The sequence below is a fragment of the Pseudomonas carassii genome (assembly GCF_036324045.1).
GTDB lineage: Bacteria > Pseudomonadota > Gammaproteobacteria > Pseudomonadales > Pseudomonadaceae > Aquipseudomonas > Aquipseudomonas peradeniyensis.
In genome coordinates this window covers 41,753-59,625 of record NZ_JAZDCT010000039.1, presented here as the reverse complement: position 1 = coordinate 59,625, position 17,873 = coordinate 41,753, and the positions used below count along the sequence as shown (strand labels likewise).

Below are 17,873 nucleotides of genomic sequence, written 5' to 3'. Positions count from 1 at the left end.
TTGCCAGCGATGAGGCCGATCCTGCCGATCACAAGGTGAGGGTCAGGCCTTTGACCAACGCCCCCGGCAAATGACTCGACCCGGTGCTTCGCTGCCCGTAGGTACTGGTCGAGAGGATCATCTCGCGCTCCTGGGTCAGGTCTTCGAGCTGGCTGCCCAGCAGGTTGTACAGGCTGTCGTCGAAACGCATGGTGCTTACCGGCCCCTGAATCTGCCCATTTTCCACCCAAAACGTGGCGAAGCGGGTCAGCCCGGTCATGCGCGCCGCGGGCAGGTCCGAATAGTTCAGGTACCACAGGTTGCTGATGTACAGCCCGGTGCCCAGACGCTCCAGTACCTCTTCGCCGGGCAGGTTGCCCGGGGCCAGGCTCAGCGCGCACGGCGACTCATGGCTGTCGGCGCCATTGGCCTCCTGGGCGAACTCGGCGGCGCTGCGGGCGCTCACCAGCCTTTCCAGCGCCCTGCCTTCACCGATCAGCAGCAGGTCGCGACGGGGCGAGCCCTCGTCGGAGAACGCCGGGCTCAGCGAGCCGCTGACCTGCTCGCTGAAACTCACCCGCGGGCTCAGTTGCGCGTCGCCGTTGTACAGGCGCTGCAGCGGGCTGTTGCCCGTGGCCAGGGCCTGGGCGGAGAAACCGCCCCAGCACAGCATCCCGGCGATCTCGTCCATCGCCGCCGGCGCCAGGTAGGCTCGGTAGCTGCCGGGCTTGAGGGTGATGGCCGGGCGTCCCAGGTACGCCAACTGGTCGCGGGCCTGGCGCAGGCGCGCGGCGAAGGTCTCGCCGCTCCAGGCCTGTCCGGCATAGTTGGCCTTGACCGCCTGGCCGTTGGCGTGGAACAGGCTCCAGTCGAAGTTGAAACTGTTGGCCTGGTGCCAGCCGAAGGCCCCGAAGGAACTGGCGAAGCCCCGGCAGATGGGGCCGGCGGCATAGATGCCGACCAGGTCCAGGTCGCCGGCTTCGCGCTCGACCAGGGCCAGCACTTCGTCCAGCTCGGGCAATGGCTGCTCCAGCAGGCTATGGCTGTGCCAGGCGCTGTCGTCGAGGTTCAGGTAGGGATCCACCGCCAGCAATGGCAAGGTCTGGCGCAACTGCGCCAGGGCGTCGTGCAGGCGCCGCTGGTCGAGCTCGGGATCGTCGCCCAGGGTGATCTGCTGCTCGGCCTGGCGCCCTTCGCGCACCAGTCGGAGGTGCACGCTGGCCTGGCTGACCAGCCCGGCCTGGCGCACCTTGGCATGGTTGAAACGCACGAACTGCGAATGCTCGGCGCTGTAGCCGAGGGTGAACTGCTCGCCCGGTTGCACGGCGGCGTTCAGGCTGTCGAGCAGGCTTTCGAAACGTTGCTGGTACAGGGTGCTCATCAGGCGTCTCCCCCGAATACGTCGATCTGGCGGAACACGCAGGCCGGCGAGGCATGGCCGACGCGTACCACCTGGTTGGGCTCGCCCTTGCCGCAGTTGGGCGTGCCGAGCACCTGGAAGGTGCTGCTGTCGCCCACGGCCGAGAGGTTGCGCCAGAAGTCGGCGGAGATGCCGCGGTAGTTCGGGTTCTTCACCACGCCCTTGAGCTCGCCGTTTTCGATCAACTGCCCCCACTCGCAACCGAACTGGAACTTGTTGCGCGCATCGTCGATGGACCAGGAGCGGTTGGTGCGCATCAGGATACCGTGCTCGATACCCCCGATCAGTTGTTCCAGCGACTGGTCGCCCGGCTCGATGTTGAGGTTGGCCATGCGGTCGATCGGCGCGCGGTTCCAGCCGCAGGCGCGGCTGTTGGCCACGCCATCCAGGCCCGAGCGCAGCTGCGACAGGGCGCCGCCCAGAGGGCGCACCAGCAGGCCGTCGCGGATCAGGAACTGCTTGCTGGCCGGGGTGCCGTCGTCATCGAAGCTGTAGCTGGCCAGTTCCTCGCGAAGGGTCGGGTCGAAGGTCACGTTGAGCAGCTTCGAGCCGTACTGCAGATGGCCGAAGTCGCCGGCTTTGACGAAGCTGGTGCCGGCGTAGTTGCGCTCATCGCCGAGGATGCGGTCCAGCTCCAGCGGGTGGCCGATGGACTCGTGGATCTGCAACATCATCTGGTCGGGCATCAGCAGCAGGTCGCGCCGGCCACTGGGCGTGTTCGGCGCCAGCAGCAGTTGCAGCGCCTCGTCGGCCACCCGGCGGGCAGCGCCGACCAGGCCACAGCGCTCGATCACCTCGAAGCCGCCCTGCTGGCCGAAGTTCTCCCGGCCCAGGCTGCGGCTCTGGCTGTCCTGGCCGTCGCTGGCGGTGACGCCCAGGCCCGGGTAGACGAAGCGCTGGGCATGGCGCAACTCGGCGCCGGCGGAGTTCAGGTAGGTCTGCTCGACCATGCTGATGCCAAGGCTGGCCTGCCAGTCCACCAGGCGTTCGTCCTTGGGCACGCTGGCCGATTCGGCGGCCAACAGGTCGAGGCAGTCGGCGAGGTTGGGCAGGGGCTGTTCGAAGTTGGGCGAGACATGGTCGTGGCGCCCGTCCGGGGCTGGCCGGCCGCTCAGGTCGAGCAGGCTGCTGGCCTTGATCCGTCGGGCCAGCGCCTCGGCTTGCTCCAGGGCACGTTGCAGCCCAGCCTGGGACAGGTCGGCGGTGGCCGCGTAGGCCTCGACGCCATCCACCCGCACGGTGAGCATGGCGCCTTCGTCCTGGCTGAAGAAGGGCGGCTCGGCGACGTTGCGCCGAACCGACAGTGACTGGTGCGATTGCTTCACATGGCGAAGCGAGAACAGTTCGGCCGTGCTGCGCAGCGCGGCAAAGCGCTGGCGCAGCAGGGTGCTGGAGTCGAACATCGGAAACCTCCGTGTGTGCGGTGGTTCCCCCTAGAACCACCCCTCTTGCATGGCGAGGCAGGTGTCGTCGCGGGCCTCGAGCAAAGCGAGGTCATTATGGCAGCCCGGCACTTCCCAGGTGAGGAAATAACGTGCGGCGTGGAGCTTGCCCTGATAGAAGTCGCGGTCGTTGCCCTTGAGCAGGCCGACCTCGGCATGAATGGCCTGCTCCAGCCAGCGCCAGCCGATCACGCAGTGGCCGAACACCTTGAGGTACAGCGCCGAGTTGGCCAGCGCGCCAGCGACCTTGCCGGCGGCCAGGTCGCCGAGCAGGGCGAGGGTCACGCTTTGCAATCGGTTAACCAGGTGCTCCAGGGGCTGGCGCAACGGATCGAGGTTCGGGTGATGGCTGGCGCGCTCGCAGGTGCCGGCGATCAGGCGAATCAGTTGCTTGAGCCCGGCGCCGTTGTTCTGCGCCAGCTTGCGCCCGAGCAGGTCGAGGGACTGGATACCCTCGGTGCCTTCGTGGATCGGGTTGAGACGGTTGTCGCGATAGTACTGCTCGACCGGGTACTCGCGGGTGTAGCCGTGGCCGCCAAGGATCTGGATCGCCAGTTCGTTGGCCTTCAGGCAGAACGCCGAGGGCCAGGACTTGACGATGGGCGTGAGCAGGTCGAGCAGTTCCAGGGCTTGTCGGCGTGTGTCTGCATCCGCGGCGGTGTGGGTGTCATCGAACAGCCGGGCCGCGTACAGGCCCAGGTCGAAAGCACCCTCCACGTAGGCCTTCTGTGCCAGCAGCATGCGCTTCACATCGCTGTGCTCGATGATCGGTACGGCGGGGCTGTGCGGGTCCTTGTTGTCCGGCAGGCGGCCCTGTGGACGTTGACGGGCATAGTCCAGGGAATACAGGTAACCGGCGTAACCCAGCATCACCGCGCCCATGCCGACGCCGATGCGCGCCTCGTTCATCATCTGGAACATGCAGGCCAGGCCCTGGTGCGGCTGGCCTACCAGGTAGCCGACGCACTGGCCGTTGTCACCGAAGTTCAGCGCAGTGGAGGTGGTGCCGCGCCAGCCCATCTTGTGGAACAGGCCGGCCAGCAGCACGTCGTTGCGTGGCCCGAGGCTGCCGTCGGCATTGACCAGGTACTTGGGCACGATGAACAGCGAGATGCCCTTCACCCCGGGCGGTGCGTCCGGCAGCTTGGCCAGGACCATGTGCACGATGTTCTCCGAAAGCTCGTGGTCGCCGCCGGAGATAAAGATCTTGTTGCCCTTGAGCCGGTAGGTGCCGTCGCCTGCAGGTTCGGCGCGGGTGCGGATATCGGCCAGGGACGAGCCGGCATGGGGCTCGGTCAGGGCCATGGTGCCGAAGTAGCGGCCTTCGATCATCGGTTGCAGGAGCAGGCGTTGCTGTTCGTCGCTGCCGAAGCTCTCGATCAGGTTGGCCGCGCCCATGGTCAGGAACGGGTAGGCCGTGGTCCCGGCGTTGGCGGCCTGGAAGTGGGCGAAGCAGGCTTGCGATACCAGGCTGGGCAACTGCATGCCGCCGACTTCGAAGTCGCGGTTGGCGTTGAGGAAGCCCGCTTCGAGGAATGCGTCGACCGCAGGTTTTACCTCCGGGATCAGCTCGGCACGGCCGTCCAGGTAGCGCGGCTCGTGTTCATCGCCCTTGCGGTTGTGCGGGGCGAAGTACTTTTCGGCAATGGTGCGGGCGGTGGTCAGCGCCGCGTCGAAGGTCTCGCGGCTGTGCTCGGCGAAGCGCGGGCGCTGGGTCAGGGCCTCGGCGTCGAGGACTTCGTAGAGTTCGAAGGCGAGGTTGCGGCTGCTGAGGAGTTGCTCGGACATGGCGGCATTCCTGGGTCGGGATGCAGCGAGTCTAGGCAAGGTGATGGGGCAGGGGACAGGTTAATTGGTTTGGGTGATATGGGGGCAGAAGTTGCCATCGCCCAGGCCGTTTTGGGTTGCGCCGGGCGGTATGGGCGTGGGTGTTACCCGTCGCAAAGCCTTGTCACGCAATTGCACTTATATCGATAACGATATGGAGCTATTTTTGCCGCTCACGGTGGATGGAGGGCTTTGCGATGACAAACGAACGCTCCACTTCGGTGTGGGATGCGCTGTTCGACTCACCCGAAGAGGCCGAGAACCTGTGGCTTCGGGCGAATCTGATGAAGGTGTTGACCAGGATTGTCCGGTCCTGGGATCTGCCACAGAAAGACGCAGCACGGCGACTGCATCTGACTCAGCCACGCTTGAGTGACTTGCTCAATGGCAAGATCGACAAGTTCTCGCTGGATGCATTGGTGAATATTCTGGCGAACGCAGACCTGGAAGTTGACTTCACGGTGAGAGCGAAATCTGCCTGCTGCCGCTAAAGGCATTCATCAGGATTGGAGCAACGTGCCGTCGGAATCCAAGGGGCGAAAAAAGCCTTTGATACAACTGACATCGCGTACACAAAGCTGAATGTGCGTCTCCTGTCGGAAGGCGGTACCGGGGTAAAGCTCGGCGCCTTCCAGAAATGGAGAGCGGATAGATTGATAGGGCTCTAATTCAACAAGCTCTCGGGCTGTGTGAAGGAGTTGGAAGACAGCGCAGTCCAGATACCGCTTGAGGTTGTCCATATCGCCTGGGAAGCCCAGTGCGTTTTGAGGAATTACGCCACCTTTATCTATCAGCAACTGGTAGGCGATACCAAGCTCTTGTAGTGCGCCTTCGTCCGTAAGGTTCAGACACAAGCCGAGGTTGATTACCGCTCCAATTACATAGGGGCTCTTTATACTTCCTTGGCCGCGTTTATGCTCCTTCAGGCGTCGGGCATAACTAAGCGCGCGGTCGGGGCTGTTTTCCCAGAAATAGGCGCCTTCACCGAGCCAGTCGTAAGCATTGACACTGGGTGAAATAGGTTCGCCAGCGAGGATGGCTTCGCCTACCTCGCGATCACAGCCATGGAAGCCCAAGACGAATGATGGAAGGCATCGATACATCTAGCGGTAAGGCGCCTTAAGTTCACCTTCTTCAGTGAAAACCCCGGTTTTTACCCAGAATGCCCTGGCTTCGTCGGGGTTGCGTGACAGAATCTGTGCGAGCTGACGAATGCGCTGGACTGCCTCGATGTGTGGGTTTTCGGCTCTCGACCTGTTCTGTGCTTTTGCACTCATGAAGACCTCCCTGCAATCAATGTCGGCGGATGCGGTAAGGTCGATTGTAGTGTTGATTGGTCTCGGGCGTCAGTATGCCTTTGCTGGCTAAGTACTCGGTATTTGGTTGCCATTTGTGAGCAAATTTCAGCTTTTCCCTATTGCTTGTAGTCCATTTCCCAAACAAGCTTTTCACCCCTTTCAAGCCATTGCGGTGCTCTGGGTTGGCCTCTAGTCTCGGACGGTCGCTGCAAAATCAGCGACCGGCTTTGACAGGCCGCTCTGAACAAAACCGCATGGCGCTGTTTTATGGCGGCTGTGCGTGGGGCACCTCGTGTGCGCCGGTTTCTGGTCTTGTTCACCGGTCTGTCAACCCATGTACAGCTGCCACCTTCTTGTTTGACAGCAACCGGTGGTGGTCCTTATCCACGAACAGGACCTTGACCATGCTTAAGATCGTTCCAGATCCACCCCACAACCCTCATTCCCTCGAAGACACCCTCATCCAGGCCACCGAATACGCCCTGTGCGCCTTGACCGTGGCCCATCATGCCGTACAGCTCAAACCCAGGTCGCCAGCTGCCGTGCTGATGATGGCGTCGATGCATGAAATGGAGTCGCTGCGTGTGTTGCTCGAGGCAGCGTTGATCCAGGTGCAGATGCCGGCGCAGGCGCCGACGTTGCATTAAGCCCAATCGCGGGGCACCGACCATTTCAGGGAGAAAAAGCATGACCACAGACAATACCCCCACCACCGTCGGCAAGACCAAGTTCTACCAAGGCGAAGGCATGACCGACCCGCTGTTCTGCATCGAACCCGGCATCCCCTGCCAGCATGCCCGCGACCAGGCGTCAGAGCTGATGGGCTGCGTACGCGACCTGACCATCACCGGGATCATGGAGGAGAAGCCCCAGCTGCTCTGGGCGTCGTATTACCTGAGCGCCCTGGCCAAGGCGCTGATGGATGATGCCGAGCTTGGCATGAAGCACTGAGACTTGTGCTGCCAGTGCCGCGAAAGGGCTGCGTAGCAGTCCCAGGATTTCAAAGATTGCTGGGGCCGCTTTGCGGCCCTTTCCCACAGGGACCGTGCCAGGTTGAGAAATCTTGGCAAGACAGTTGCTCCCACAAAAAAGGAGAGCCTGAGCTCTCCTTTTCCGTTCAACGACCGTCAGCGTCAGCCGATGGTCATCAGGCTGGCGTTACCACCTGCCGCCGCGGTGTTAACACTCACCGCCCGCTCGATCACCAGGCGCTCCAGGGCGATCTGGTGGTCGCCGCTCGACAGCCCGTGCACGCCGACGATCGCGCCGGCACGCTTGGCCACCTGCTCGCAGACGCCGCGCAGTTGGTCGGAGTGACCGTGGTGGATGACCGCGTCGAAGGCCACCTCGTCCTTGCTCCAGTCGGCCACCAGCTTGATCTTCGCTTGCAGCTCCTTCGGCAGACGGCCGCGCACGGTCTTGGCCGGCTCGCCGTCCTGGAACACCGCCGAGCTACCCACGGCCAGTACCGCCGCCAGCTGGGCCAGCAGGTCGGCCTCGTTGTCGGCCAGGCAAAGCACGTGTTCGCGTGGCAGCACGCTGTAGGTGTTGCGCTCGCCGGTCGGGCCTGGCAGCACGCGGGTGATGCCGCTCTGCGACTGCTCGGCGAACTGCTCGCACAGCGCGACCAGGTCGCTCATCTGGCTGCTGGCCGCCCAGGTCTTGAGGGTGGTCAGCGGCTTGAGCTGCTGGTCGCGCAGGGTGGTGTCGGCCTGGCTGCGCGCATCGTCGGCCTGGAAGTGGCGGGCGATGGCGTCGGCCGGGCGGGTCGACAGCAGGCGGTACAGGTACAGCGGGCCGCCGGCTTTCGGGCCGGTGCCCGACAGGCCTTCACCGCCGAACGGCTGCACGCCGACCACGGCCCCGACGATGTTGCGGTTGACGTACATGTTGCCGGCGTTGACGTTGTCCACCACCTTGGCGATGGTCTCGTCGATGCGGGTGTGCACGCCCAGGGTCAGGCCGTAGCCGGAAGCGTTGATCTGCTCGATCAGCTGGTCCAGGTCCTTGCGGTTGTAGCGCACCACGTGCAGTACCGGGCCGAAGATCTCGCGCTTGAGCTCGTCGAAGCTTTCCAGTTCGATCAGGGTCGGCATCACGAAGGTGCCGCGCTTGATCTCCTCGCCCTCGGCGATGGCCACCTGGTAGACGGTGCGGCCTTTGTCGCGCATGCCCTGGATGTGCTTCTCGATGCCGGCCTTGGCTTCGGCGTCGATCACCGGGCCGATGTCCACGGACAGGCGCTCCGGGTTGCCCAGGCGGCTTTCAGCCATGGCGCCCTTGAGCATCTCGATCACGCGGTCGGCGGAGTCTTCCTGCAGGCACAGCACACGCAGGGCCGAGCAACGCTGGCCGGCGCTGTCGAAGGCCGAGGAGACCACATCGATCACCACCTGCTCGGTCAGCGCCGAGGAATCGACGATCATGGCGTTCTGGCCACCGGTTTCGGCGATCAGCGGGATCGGACGGCCCTGGTTGTCCAGGCGGCCGGCGATGTTGCGCTGCAGCAGGCGGGCGACTTCGGTGGAGCCGGTGAACATCACGCCCTTGACGCGCTCGTCACCGACCAGGCCGGCACCGACGGTTTCGCCCTGGCCCGGCAGCAGTTGCAGCACGCCTTCGGGGATGCCGGCTTCCAGCAGCAGGCGCACGGCCTGGGCGGCGACCAGCGGGGTCTGTTCGGCCGGCTTGGCCAGTACGGGGTTGCCGGCGGCCAGCGCCGCGGCCACCTGGCCGGAGAAGATCGCCAGCGGGAAGTTCCACGGGCTGATGCACACCACCGGGCCCAGCGGGCGGCAGCTGTCGTTGCGCAGGTCATTACGTGCCTGCACCGCGTAGTAGCGTAGGAAGTCCACGGCCTCGCGCACTTCGGCGATGGCGTTGGCGAAGGTCTTGCCGGCTTCGCGCACCAGCAGGCCCATCAGCGGCTGGATGTCGGCTTCCATCAGGTCGGCGGCGCGCTCGAGGATCGCGGCGCGCTCGGCCGGCGGAGTGGCCTGCCAGATCGGCGCGGCGTTCAGCGCGCACTGGATGGCGTTGTCGACGTCGGCGACGGTGGCTTCCTGCACATGGCCCACGACATCGCGGTGGTCGGCCGGGTTGAGCACCGGTACGGCCGGCTGCTCGCTGGCGGCGCAGGCCAGCAGAGGGGTAGCTTTCCAGTCGTTGTGGGCAGTGGCCAGCAGGGCGCAGGACAGCGACGCCAGGCGGTGTTCGTTGGCCATGTCGATACCGGCCGAGTTGGCTCGCTCGTTGCCGTACAGCTCACGCGGCATCGGGATGCGCGGGTGCGGCAGGCCAATGCTGCCTTCCTGGGTGCCCATGCGCTCGATGCTGGCGACCGGGTCGGCGACCAGTTCCTGGATGGAGATCGAGTGGTCGGCGATGCGGTTGACGAACGAGGTGTTGGCGCCGTTTTCCAGCAGGCGGCGGACCAGGTAGGCCAGCAGGGTCTCGTGGGTGCCGACCGGTGCGTACACGCGGCACGGACGGTTCAGCTTGCCCTCGGAAATCTTGCCCACGACTTGCTCGTACAGCGGTTCGCCCATGCCGTGCAGGCACTGGAACTCGTACTGGCCCGGGTAGTAGTTTTGTCCGGCGATGGTGTAGATGGCCGACAGGGTGTGGGCGTTGTGGGTGGCGAACTGCGGGTAGATGGCTTCTGGCACGGCCAGCAGCTTGCGCGCGCAGGCGACGTAGGACACGTCGGTGTACACCTTGCGGGTGTAGACCGGATAGCCTTCCAGGCCCTCGACCTGGGCGCGTTTGATCTCGCTGTCCCAGTAGGCGCCCTTCACCAGGCGGATCATCAGGCGGTGGCGGCTACGCTTGGCCAGGTCGATGACGTAGTCGATCACGTACGGGCAGCGCTTCTGGTAGGCCTGGATGACGAAGCCGATGCCGTTCCAGCCGGCCAGCGACGGCTCGAAGCACAGGCGCTCGAGCAGGTCCAGCGACAGCTCCAGGCGGTCGGCTTCCTCGGCATCGATGTTCAGGCCGATGTCGTACTGCTTGGCCAGCAGGGTCAGCGACAGCAGGCGCGGGTACAGCTCGCTCATCACGCGCTCGTACTGGGCGCGGCTGTAGCGCGGGTGCAGGGCCGAGAGCTTGATCGAGATGCCCGGGCCTTCATAGATGCCGCGGCCGTGCGAGGCCTTGCCGATCGAGTGGATCGCCTGCTCGTAGGAGGCCAGGTATTTCTGCGCGTCGTGCTCGGTCAGCGCGGCTTCGCCGAGCATGTCGTAGCTGTAGCGGAAGCCCTTGGCTTCGAACTTGCTGGCGTTGGCCAGGGCCTCGGCGATGGTCTCGCCGGTGACGAACTGCTCGCCCATCAGGCGCATGGCCATGTCGACACCCTTGCGGATCATCGGCTCGCCGCTCTTGCCGATGATGCGGGTGAGCGAGGAGGTCAGCCCGGATTCGTTGTGGGTGCTGACTAGCTTGCCGGTCAGCAGCAGGCCCCAGGTGGCGGCGTTGACGAACAGCGACGGGCTGTTGCCCAGGTGCGGCTGCCAGTTACCGGTGCTGATCTTGTCGCGGATCAGCGCGTCACGGGTACCTTTGTCGGGGATGCGCAGCAGGGCTTCGGCCAGGCACATCAGCGCCACGCCTTCCTGGGACGACAGCGAGAACTCCTGCAGCAGGCCCTGGACGATGCCAGCACGGCCGCCGGCGCTCTTCTGGTTACGCAGTTTGTCGGCCAGGCTTGCGGCCAGCTTGTTGGTGGCCTCGGCCTGGGCAGCCGGCAGGCGAGCCTGCTCCAGCAGCATCGGCACCACTTCCTGCTCGGGGCGGCGGTAGGCGGCGGTGATCGCCGAGCGCAGCACCGACTGCGGCAGGATGCTTTCGGCGAATTCCAGGAAGCACTGGTGGGCATGGTCGGCGGCAACTTCGCCGGCGTCGTCGCCAGCGGCGGCATGGCCGTTGAGGTCGTTCAGGGTGGCGCCACCCTCGAGCTTCTCGAGATAGTTGAAGATCGCTTGCTTGATCAACCAGTGCGGCGTGCGGTCGATGGACTGCGCAGCTGCTTTGAGTCGCTCACGGGTCGGGTCGTCGAGTTTGACCCCAAGGGTGGTCGTCGCCATTTCTTATCCTCGTTATTGGCCACGGATGTGGCCTAAGCTGAAGGCAAGATTAGCTGTAGGACAATTCGGGTGCAACCGGGTGCAACCCGAAATCTTCACGGTAAAGGTGCAACTCATCTGAAGGACGTTTCCTTACAGCCGAAACGGTCTTTTTTGCTGCTTTTGCTTATGTAAAACGCTGTGTTTGCTCCGAAAAGGAGCAAAAAAGGGGCTTTATCCGAAAAACCATGGCTGGGTGCAACTTGCAAATGAAAAATGGTTGCACCTCGTTCATGTTGTTGCATAGGATTCGCCGCCTGGGTGCAACCGTCGCGTGCGGCGGTAGCAAGAGATAAAAACAACGCCAGGGCACAACTCATGGGCAATCCACTAACGATCACCTTCGTGATCTACATTGCGGCAATGGTGCTGATCGGCTTCGCCGCCTATCGCTCCACCAAGAACCTTTCCGACTATATTCTCGGCGGCCGTAGTCTCGGCAGCGTGGTCACCGCGCTTTCCGCCGGCGCATCGGACATGAGCGGCTGGCTGTTGATGGGCCTGCCGGGCGCCATCTACTTCGCAGGCCTTTCCGAGGCCTGGATCGCCATCGGCCTGACCGTCGGCGCCTACCTGAACTGGCTGTTCGTCGCCGGCCGTCTGCGGGTGCAGACCGAGCACAACGGTGACGCCCTGACCCTGCCGGACTACTTCTCCAGCCGTTTCGAAGACCAGACCGGCCTGCTGCGGATCATCTCGGCGATCGTCATCCTGGTGTTCTTCACCATCTACTGCGCTTCCGGCATCGTCGCCGGCGCCCGCCTGTTCGAAAGCACCTTCGACATGCCGTACGAGACCGCCCTGTGGGCCGGTGCCGCGGCCACCATCGCCTACACCTTCGTCGGTGGCTTCCTGGCGGTGAGCTGGACCGACACCGTGCAGGCCTCGCTGATGATCTTCGCGCTGATCCTGACCCCGATCATCGTGCTGATCTCCACCGGTGGCTTCGACACCACCTTCCTGGCGATCGAGGCGGTGAACCCGGCGCACTTCGACATGTTCAAGGGCGCGACCTTCATCGGCATCATCTCGCTGATGGGCTGGGGCCTGGGCTACTTCGGCCAGCCGCACATCCTGGCGCGCTTCATGGCCGCCGACTCGGTCAAGTCGATCGCCAACGCCCGCCGCATCTCCATGACCTGGATGATCCTGTGCCTGGGCGGTACCTGCGCCGTCGGCTTCTTCGGCATCGCCTACTTCTCGGCGCATCCTGAACTGGCGGGTCCGGTCACCGAGAACCACGAGCGCGTGTTCATCGAGCTGGCCAAGATCCTGTTCAACCCGTGGATCGCCGGTATCCTGCTGTCGGCCATCCTGGCCGCGGTGATGAGCACCCTGAGCTGCCAGCTGCTGGTGTGCTCCAGCGCCCTGACCGAAGACTTCTACAAGTCGTTCCTGCGCAAGAACGCCTCGCAGACCGAACTGGTCTGGGTCGGTCGCCTGATGGTCCTGGCCGTGGCCCTGATCGCCATCGCCATGGCCGCCAACCCCGAGAACCGCGTGCTGGGCCTGGTGGCCTACGCCTGGGCCGGCTTCGGTGCTGCCTTCGGTCCGGTGGTGCTGATCTCGGTGCTGTGGAAGGGCATGACCCGCAACGGCGCCCTGGCCGGTATCGTGGTCGGCGCGCTGACCGTGATCCTGTGGAAGAACTACGTCGGCCTGGGCCTGTACGAGATCATCCCGGGCTTCTTGTTCGCCAGCATCGCCATCTTCGTGGTGAGCAAGCTGGGCAGTCCGTCGAACAGCATGGTTTCGCGTTTTGAAACCGCTGATGCGGCGTATCACGCTGACAAGTAACGCCTGCTGAATCGGCGTTGTCCCTATCGCGGGGCAAGCCTGCTCCCACGTGTCCTCGGGCATTTGTGGGAGCGGGCTTGCCCCGCGATGCTTTTGTGTCTACTGCAAGGCAAGGTAAACTTGGCGCCCCCGCAGGAGTCCTCATGAACTATCGTCACGCCTTCCACGCCGGCAACCATGCCGACGTCCTCAAGCACATCGTGCACACCCGCCTCATCGCCCTGATGTCGCGCAAGGAGCAGCCGTTCGCCTACATCGATACTCACGCTGGCCTGGGTCTCTACGACCTGCAGGGCGACCAGGCGAGCCGTACCGGTGAATACCTCGAGGGCGTGGCCCGCCTGTGGAACCGCGACGACCTGCCGGAAGCGACCGCCGACTACCTGCGCATCATCAAGCGTCTGAACCCGGATGGCGAGCTGCGCTACTACCCGGGCTCGCCGGAGCTGGCGCGTCGCCTGATGCGCCAGCAGGACCGTGCCCTGCTCAACGAGAAGCACCCTGAAGACGGGGCGCTGCTCAAGGAGAACATGAAGAAGGATCCGCGGGTCACCGTGCACCTGGGCGAAGGCTGGCATATCCCGCGGGCGCTTCTGCCGGTGCAGGAAAAGCGCGCCATCATGCTGATCGATCCGCCGTTCGAGCAGGCCGACGAGCTCAAGCGCTGCACCGTGGCCATGAAAGAGGCGATCGGTCGCATGCGCCAGACTGTCGCGGCGATCTGGTATCCGATCAAGGACCAGCGCTCGCTGACCCGTTTCTATCAAGACCTGACCAGTACCGGGGCGCCGAAGCTGCTGCGGGTCGAGTTGTACGTGCACCACCAGGATAGCCCGCAGGGCCTGAATGGCTCGGGCTTGGCCATCGCCAACCCGCCGTGGGGCTTGGAGGACGAGCTCAAGACGCTGCTGCCCTGGCTGGCCAAGGAGCTGGCGCAGACCGCCGGCAGCTTCCGCATGGACTGGCTGATCGCTGAGTAGGCCGCAGCGCGTGCCCTTGTAGGAGCGGCCTTGCGCCGCGAAAGGGCTGCGCAGCAGCCCCGGCAATTCCAGCGACACAACGGAAGCCTGGGGCCGCTTCGCGCCCCTTTCGCGGCACAAGGCCGCTCCTACAAGGGGGCGGTGTGTCCGCCATCTTTGCGTTATAATCCCGCCCTTTAGCCGCCATCCGCCTGAATGGCCGGTGGCGCACTTCATACCGATTTGAGAGGCTAACCCCTTGGCACTGACGATTCTTGGCCTGTCCGGCGCCCTTAGCCATGACCCTTCCGCGGCCCTGTACATCGACGGCAAGCTGATTGCCGCCGCCGAAGAAGAGCGCTTCGTGCGTGACAAGCATGCGAAGAACCGCATGCCCTACGAGTCGGCGAAGTTCTGCCTGGAGCAGGCCGGCATCAAGCCGTCGGACGTCGACGTGGTGGCCATTCCGTTCGCCCCGATCAGCCTGTTCGGCAAGGCCCGTTGGCACTATGCCAAGCGCTACTGGTACGCCCCGGACCGCGCCCTCGACGCGCTGCTCATGGGCAACCGCCGCTACAAACGCTACCGCAAGAAGATCGTCTGGTGCCTGGAGCAACTGGGCTTCGATCCGAAGAAGATCAAGATCGAGCCGGTCGAGCACCACCTGGCCCACGCCTCCAGTGCCTACCATTGCTCGGGTTTCAAAGAGAAAACCGCGATCCTCGGTATCGACGGCAAGGGCGAGTACGCCACCACCTTCTTCGGCTACGGCGAAAACGGCAAGATCCACAAGATCAAGGAATTCTTCGATCCGGACTCGCTGGGCGGCCTGTATGGCGCGATCACCGAGTTCCTCGGTTTCGAAATGCTCGATGGCGAGTTCAAGGTCATGGGCATGGCGCCGTATGGCGACGCCAGCAAGTATGACTTCTCGCGCCTGGCCAGCTTCGAAAACGGCGAGCTGGTGATCAACACCGAATACGCCAACGTCATCGGCCTGCGCCGCTATAAAGAGAAGGGCAAGGGCTTCTACTTCTCGCCCAAGCTGATCGAGTGGCTGGGTCCGAAGCGCGAAGGCGATATCGCCGACGAGCCGTACATCCACTACGCCGCCAGCATGCAGGCGCTGTTCGAGAAGCTGGCCCTGCAGATGATCGACCATTACCTGGGCGACACGCTGAAAGAGACCGGCAAGCTGGCCTTCGCCGGCGGCTGCGCGCTGAACGTCAAGCTGAACCAGAAGATCATCGCCCGCGACGACGTGAAAGAGCTGTTCGTCCAGCCGGCCTCCGGCGACGCCGGTACTGCGGTAGGTGCTGCTGCCTACGTTTCCCACGCCCGTGGCGTGCCGGTCGAGAAGATGGAGCATGTCTACCTCGGCCCTGCGTACTCCAATGAAGACGTGATCGCCGCCTGTGCCCGTCACCCGAGCCAGCCGACATGGCGCAAGCTCGAGAACATGCCAGAGCAGATCGCCAAGATCATGGTCGATGGCAATCCGGTGGCCTGGTTCCAAGGTCGCATGGAGTTCGGTCCGCGCGCGCTGGGTGGTCGTTCGATCATCGGCTGCCCGAGCGTTGAAGGCGTGGCCGATCGCATCAACCACCAGATCAAGTTCCGCGAGCGCTGGAGACCTTTCTGCCCGTCGATGCTGGACACCGTCGCGCCGCAGATGATCAAGATCGATCACCCCGCGCCGTTCATGACCTTCACCTTCGAAGTCGCCGAAGAGTGGAAGACCCGCGTGCCGGAAGTCGTCCATGAGGACGGCACTTCGCGCGCCCAGGTGCTCAAGCGCGAGTACAACCCGCGCTACTACGACATGATGAAGGCGCTGGAAGACCTGACCGGCAACGGCGTGTCGCTGAACACCTCGCTGAACCGCCGTGGCGAACCCATGATCTGCTCGCCGACCGACGCCCTGAACATGTTCTTCGGCTCGGACCTGCAGTACCTGATCATGGAAGACATCCTGGTGGTCAAGGAAGGCGCCGCGCCGTATGACCAGCCGCTCTGAACCGCGCATCCTGCAGTTCTGCCATGGCTATGACGGGCCGTTTCTCGATTGTGCCCGTCAATACGCCAGCCTGTTCCAGGGCAGCGGCTACAAGGTCACTACCGTGTTCCTCACCGGGGCAGCCGACGCGCAGGTCGCGGCCGGCTGTGCCTCGGACGAGGTGCTGTTTCTCGAGTTCAGCTCCAAGGCCGTGCGCGGCCTGAAGCTGGGTGCGATCCGCGCGCTGCGCAAGATCGCCGCGCAACGCAATTTCAGCTTTTGCATCGCCCACCGCTTCAAGCCGATCTATGTCGCGCTGCTGGGGACCGGCTTGCCGGTAATCGGCGTGCACCATGCCTTCGGCGATTATGAGCGCAAGGGGCGGCGGCTGTTCGCCAACCTGTTCCGCAAGCGCCTGAGCCTGCTCGGGGTATCGGACGCGGTGCGCGACGACATGCGTCGCTGCCTGGGCCAATGGCCGGCCGAGCGTATTCAGACCCTGTACAACCGTATCGACGTCGAGGCACTGCAGGCCAGCCTGGTGTCGCGTGACGAGGCACGCCGTGCCTTGGGCCTGGATGAGCGGGCCTGGGTGGTCGGCAACGTCGGCCGCCTGCATCCGGACAAGGACCAGGCCACGCTGCTGCGCGGTTTTGCCGAAGCCTTGCCGGGGCTGCCGGCCGGCGCGCGCCTGGCGATCCTGGGCAAGGGGCGTCTCGAGGCCAAGCTCAAGGCCCTGGCCGCTGAGCTGGGTATCACCAGTCAGGTCGACTTCCTCGGCCAGGTGCCGGATGCCCGCCGTTATTTCCGTGCTTTCGACGTGTTCGCCCTGAGCTCCGACCATGAGCCGTTTGGCATGGTCCTGCTCGAAGCCATGGTCGCTGGCGTACCGGTGCTGGCCACCGCCTGTGGTGGCGCCCGGGAAGTGGTCGAGGGCGTGGGTGTGCTGTTCCCGCTGGGCGATGCCGCGCAGCTGGCCCAGGGCTTGAAGCACATGGCCGGACTGGACGCGCAGCAGCGCGAGGCATGCGCCGGGCATATGCTGCAGCGTCTGCAGCAGCGCTTCAGCGACCAGGCGGTGCGGGATGCCTTCTGGCAACTGCCGCAAGTCCGTGCGCTGATGGCGGAGGCCTGATGCTCAATCATTTCAAGGCCTGGCGCGAACGCGGCTGGCAAGTGATCGACGCGGCCGCCTACAACGACGCCTGGCAGCGTCATGGCGGCAGTGTCGCCACGCACCCGTTGGTGATCGAGCAACTGGCGGACCTGGCCGGGATCCCGGTGCGTTACCTGGGCTGGTTTCAGGGCACCGAGCTCAAGGCCGCGCTGCCGACCTGGGGGCGCCATCTGGCGCTGTCCAAGGATGTGCTCAAGCGCGAAGGCAAGAAAGGCCTGTTCGACCTGGGCAATGCCGAGATCATCCTGCCGGCCGCCGCCGATGCCGGGGCGCCGCTGCGCCACGCCGGTCGCTACCTGTCGGAGTTGAACCAGGGCCGTTTCGCCGGCCTGAAGGCGCAACCCGAGCAGTTGGCCATGGCGCGGCCCCATGAAGACCTGTCGAAGAAATTCCGCTACAACCAGCGTCGTGAGCTGCGCCTGCTGGAAGAGGCGGGCGGCCAGGTGCGACCGATCGGCGATTTCACGGCAGCCGAGATCGCCGCGATGTACTGTGATCTGTTCCAGCGTCGCTGGGGCTTCCCGGCCACCGGCGCGGCCCGCATGGCCGAGGTGGTCGAGCGCCTGCGCGAACTGCTGATCGGTTCGGTGCTGTTCCTCGAGGGGGCACCAATCGCCATTCAACTGGTGTATCGCGTTGAGGGGGCGCAATGGATCAGCGTCGAATATGTAAACGGCGGTGTCGATCCAGAGACCAAGGCTTTCAGCCCTGGTAGCGTACTGAGTTTCCTCAATACCCAGGCCGCCTGGGAGGATGCCAATGCCCGCGGCAAGGCGCTGCGGTTCTCGTTCGGTCGGGCCGACCGGGAGTACAAGGATCGTTGGTGCAATCCCGTCAACGTCTTCCAGGTCTGAA

Annotated in this window: 15 protein-coding genes; 8 read left to right on the top strand and 7 right to left on the bottom strand. The window is 64.3% G+C overall.

Features of this window, described 5'->3' with window-relative positions; translation table 11 throughout:
• Nucleotides 1–28: 28 nt before the first annotated feature.
• From V0R62_RS23010 to V0R62_RS23000, 3 genes are read right to left on the bottom strand one after another with little or no spacing between them, the layout of a single operon-like run.
• Nucleotides 29–1,360 (bottom strand): TldD/PmbA family protein, encoded by a 1,332-nt coding sequence (locus tag V0R62_RS23010; RefSeq protein ID WP_330105352.1) that lies wholly within the window; start codon nucleotides 1,358–1,360, stop codon nucleotides 29–31.
• Nucleotides 1,360–2,802, bottom strand: a complete 1,443-nt coding sequence (locus V0R62_RS23005) for a TldD/PmbA family protein (RefSeq protein ID WP_330105351.1) — start codon at nucleotides 2,800–2,802, stop codon at nucleotides 1,360–1,362. Before V0R62_RS23005 ends, V0R62_RS23010 begins: the two co-directional genes overlap by 1 nt.
• 30 nt (nucleotides 2,803–2,832) lie before the next feature.
• Complete coding sequence (locus V0R62_RS23000; RefSeq protein WP_330105350.1) at nucleotides 2,833–4,629, bottom strand: acyl-CoA dehydrogenase; 1,797 nt, start codon at nucleotides 4,627–4,629, stop codon at nucleotides 2,833–2,835.
• A 236-nt stretch (nucleotides 4,630–4,865) separates the two neighbouring features.
• Between V0R62_RS23000 and V0R62_RS22995 the strand changes: the two genes are divergently transcribed.
• Nucleotides 4,866–5,159: a helix-turn-helix domain-containing protein gene (locus tag V0R62_RS22995; protein ID WP_330105349.1), complete on the top strand. Its 294-nt coding sequence runs from the start codon at nucleotides 4,866–4,868 to the stop codon at nucleotides 5,157–5,159.
• 9 nt (nucleotides 5,160–5,168) lie between these two features.
• Here V0R62_RS22995 and V0R62_RS22990 read toward each other — a convergent pair whose 3' ends face one another.
• Nucleotides 5,169–5,771, bottom strand: a complete 603-nt coding sequence (locus tag V0R62_RS22990) for a hypothetical protein (protein ID WP_330105348.1) — start codon at nucleotides 5,769–5,771, stop codon at nucleotides 5,169–5,171.
• Nucleotides 5,772–5,945, bottom strand: a complete 174-nt coding sequence (locus V0R62_RS22985; RefSeq protein WP_330105347.1) for a hypothetical protein — start codon at nucleotides 5,943–5,945, stop codon at nucleotides 5,772–5,774.
• A 425-nt stretch (nucleotides 5,946–6,370) separates the two neighbouring features.
• Between V0R62_RS22985 and V0R62_RS22980 the strand changes: the two genes are divergently transcribed.
• Together V0R62_RS22980 and V0R62_RS22975 are read left to right on the top strand one after the other, a co-directional pair.
• Nucleotides 6,371–6,613: a hypothetical protein gene (locus tag V0R62_RS22980; protein ID WP_046854291.1), complete on the top strand. Its 243-nt coding sequence runs from the start codon at nucleotides 6,371–6,373 to the stop codon at nucleotides 6,611–6,613.
• Between the two features lie 40 nt (nucleotides 6,614–6,653).
• A complete protein-coding gene (locus V0R62_RS22975) occupies nucleotides 6,654–6,917 on the top strand; it encodes a DUF3077 domain-containing protein (RefSeq protein ID WP_050704112.1) in 264 nt (87 codons plus the stop codon).
• A 182-nt stretch (nucleotides 6,918–7,099) separates the two neighbouring features.
• Here V0R62_RS22975 and putA read toward each other — a convergent pair whose 3' ends face one another.
• Nucleotides 7,100–11,050: a trifunctional transcriptional regulator/proline dehydrogenase/L-glutamate gamma-semialdehyde dehydrogenase gene (gene putA, locus V0R62_RS22970; protein ID WP_330105346.1), complete on the bottom strand. Its 3,951-nt coding sequence runs from the start codon at nucleotides 11,048–11,050 to the stop codon at nucleotides 7,100–7,102.
• A 113-nt stretch (nucleotides 11,051–11,163) separates the two neighbouring features.
• A complete protein-coding gene (locus tag V0R62_RS22965) occupies nucleotides 11,164–11,409 on the bottom strand; it encodes a hypothetical protein (protein ID WP_330105345.1) in 246 nt (81 codons plus the stop codon).
• On the opposite strand from V0R62_RS22965, the gene putP reads away from it, so the two are divergent.
• From putP to V0R62_RS22940, 5 genes are all read left to right on the top strand, one after another.
• Nucleotides 11,408–12,886 (top strand): sodium/proline symporter PutP, encoded by a 1,479-nt coding sequence (putP, locus tag V0R62_RS22960; RefSeq protein ID WP_330105344.1) that lies wholly within the window; start codon nucleotides 11,408–11,410, stop codon nucleotides 12,884–12,886. The two genes, V0R62_RS22965 and putP, sit on opposite strands and share 2 nt — an antisense overlap.
• A 143-nt stretch (nucleotides 12,887–13,029) precedes the next feature.
• Nucleotides 13,030–13,866, top strand: a complete 837-nt coding sequence (locus V0R62_RS22955; RefSeq protein WP_330105343.1) for a 23S rRNA (adenine(2030)-N(6))-methyltransferase RlmJ — start codon at nucleotides 13,030–13,032, stop codon at nucleotides 13,864–13,866.
• Between the two features lie 238 nt (nucleotides 13,867–14,104).
• Entirely contained in the window at nucleotides 14,105–15,862 is a 1,758-nt protein-coding gene (locus V0R62_RS22950) for a carbamoyltransferase family protein (RefSeq protein WP_186715797.1), read from the top strand.
• On the top strand, nucleotides 15,846–16,976 hold the full coding sequence (locus tag V0R62_RS22945; protein ID WP_330105342.1) for a glycosyltransferase: 1,131 nt from the start codon (nucleotides 15,846–15,848) through the stop codon (nucleotides 16,974–16,976). Before V0R62_RS22950 ends, V0R62_RS22945 begins: the two co-directional genes overlap by 17 nt.
• Entirely contained in the window at nucleotides 16,976–17,872 is an 897-nt protein-coding gene (locus tag V0R62_RS22940; protein WP_330105341.1) for an antimicrobial resistance protein Mig-14, read from the top strand. The genes V0R62_RS22945 and V0R62_RS22940 overlap by 1 nt, the downstream gene beginning before the upstream one ends.
• The last annotated feature ends 1 nt before the right edge of the window (nucleotide 17,873 follow it).

Excerpts from the sequence above, each read along its gene's own strand:
- V0R62_RS23010 (WP_330105352.1), bottom strand. The coding sequence starts at position 1,360 with ATGAGCACCCTGTACCAGCAACGTTTCGAAAGCCTGCTCGACAGCCTG.
- V0R62_RS23005 (WP_330105351.1), bottom strand. The coding sequence starts at position 2,802 with ATGTTCGACTCCAGCACCCTGCTGCGCCAGCGCTTTGCCGCGCTGCGC.
- V0R62_RS23000 (WP_330105350.1), bottom strand. The coding sequence starts at position 4,629 with ATGTCCGAGCAACTCCTCAGCAGCCGCAACCTCGCCTTCGAACTCTAC.
- V0R62_RS22995 (WP_330105349.1), top strand. The coding sequence starts at position 4,866 with ATGACAAACGAACGCTCCACTTCGGTGTGGGATGCGCTGTTCGACTCA.
- V0R62_RS22990 (WP_330105348.1), bottom strand. The coding sequence starts at position 5,771 with ATGTATCGATGCCTTCCATCATTCGTCTTGGGCTTCCATGGCTGTGAT.
- V0R62_RS22985 (WP_330105347.1), bottom strand. The coding sequence starts at position 5,945 with ATGAGTGCAAAAGCACAGAACAGGTCGAGAGCCGAAAACCCACACATC.
- V0R62_RS22980 (WP_046854291.1), top strand. The coding sequence starts at position 6,371 with ATGCTTAAGATCGTTCCAGATCCACCCCACAACCCTCATTCCCTCGAA.
- V0R62_RS22975 (WP_050704112.1), top strand. The coding sequence starts at position 6,654 with ATGACCACAGACAATACCCCCACCACCGTCGGCAAGACCAAGTTCTAC.
- putA (WP_330105346.1), bottom strand. The coding sequence starts at position 11,050 with ATGGCGACGACCACCCTTGGGGTCAAACTCGACGACCCGACCCGTGAG.
- putP (WP_330105344.1), top strand. The coding sequence starts at position 11,408 with ATGGGCAATCCACTAACGATCACCTTCGTGATCTACATTGCGGCAATG.
- V0R62_RS22965 (WP_330105345.1), bottom strand. The coding sequence starts at position 11,409 with ATGAGTTGTGCCCTGGCGTTGTTTTTATCTCTTGCTACCGCCGCACGC.
- V0R62_RS22955 (WP_330105343.1), top strand. The coding sequence starts at position 13,030 with ATGAACTATCGTCACGCCTTCCACGCCGGCAACCATGCCGACGTCCTC.
- V0R62_RS22945 (WP_330105342.1), top strand. The coding sequence starts at position 15,846 with ATGACCAGCCGCTCTGAACCGCGCATCCTGCAGTTCTGCCATGGCTAT.
- V0R62_RS22940 (WP_330105341.1), top strand. The coding sequence starts at position 16,976 with ATGCTCAATCATTTCAAGGCCTGGCGCGAACGCGGCTGGCAAGTGATC.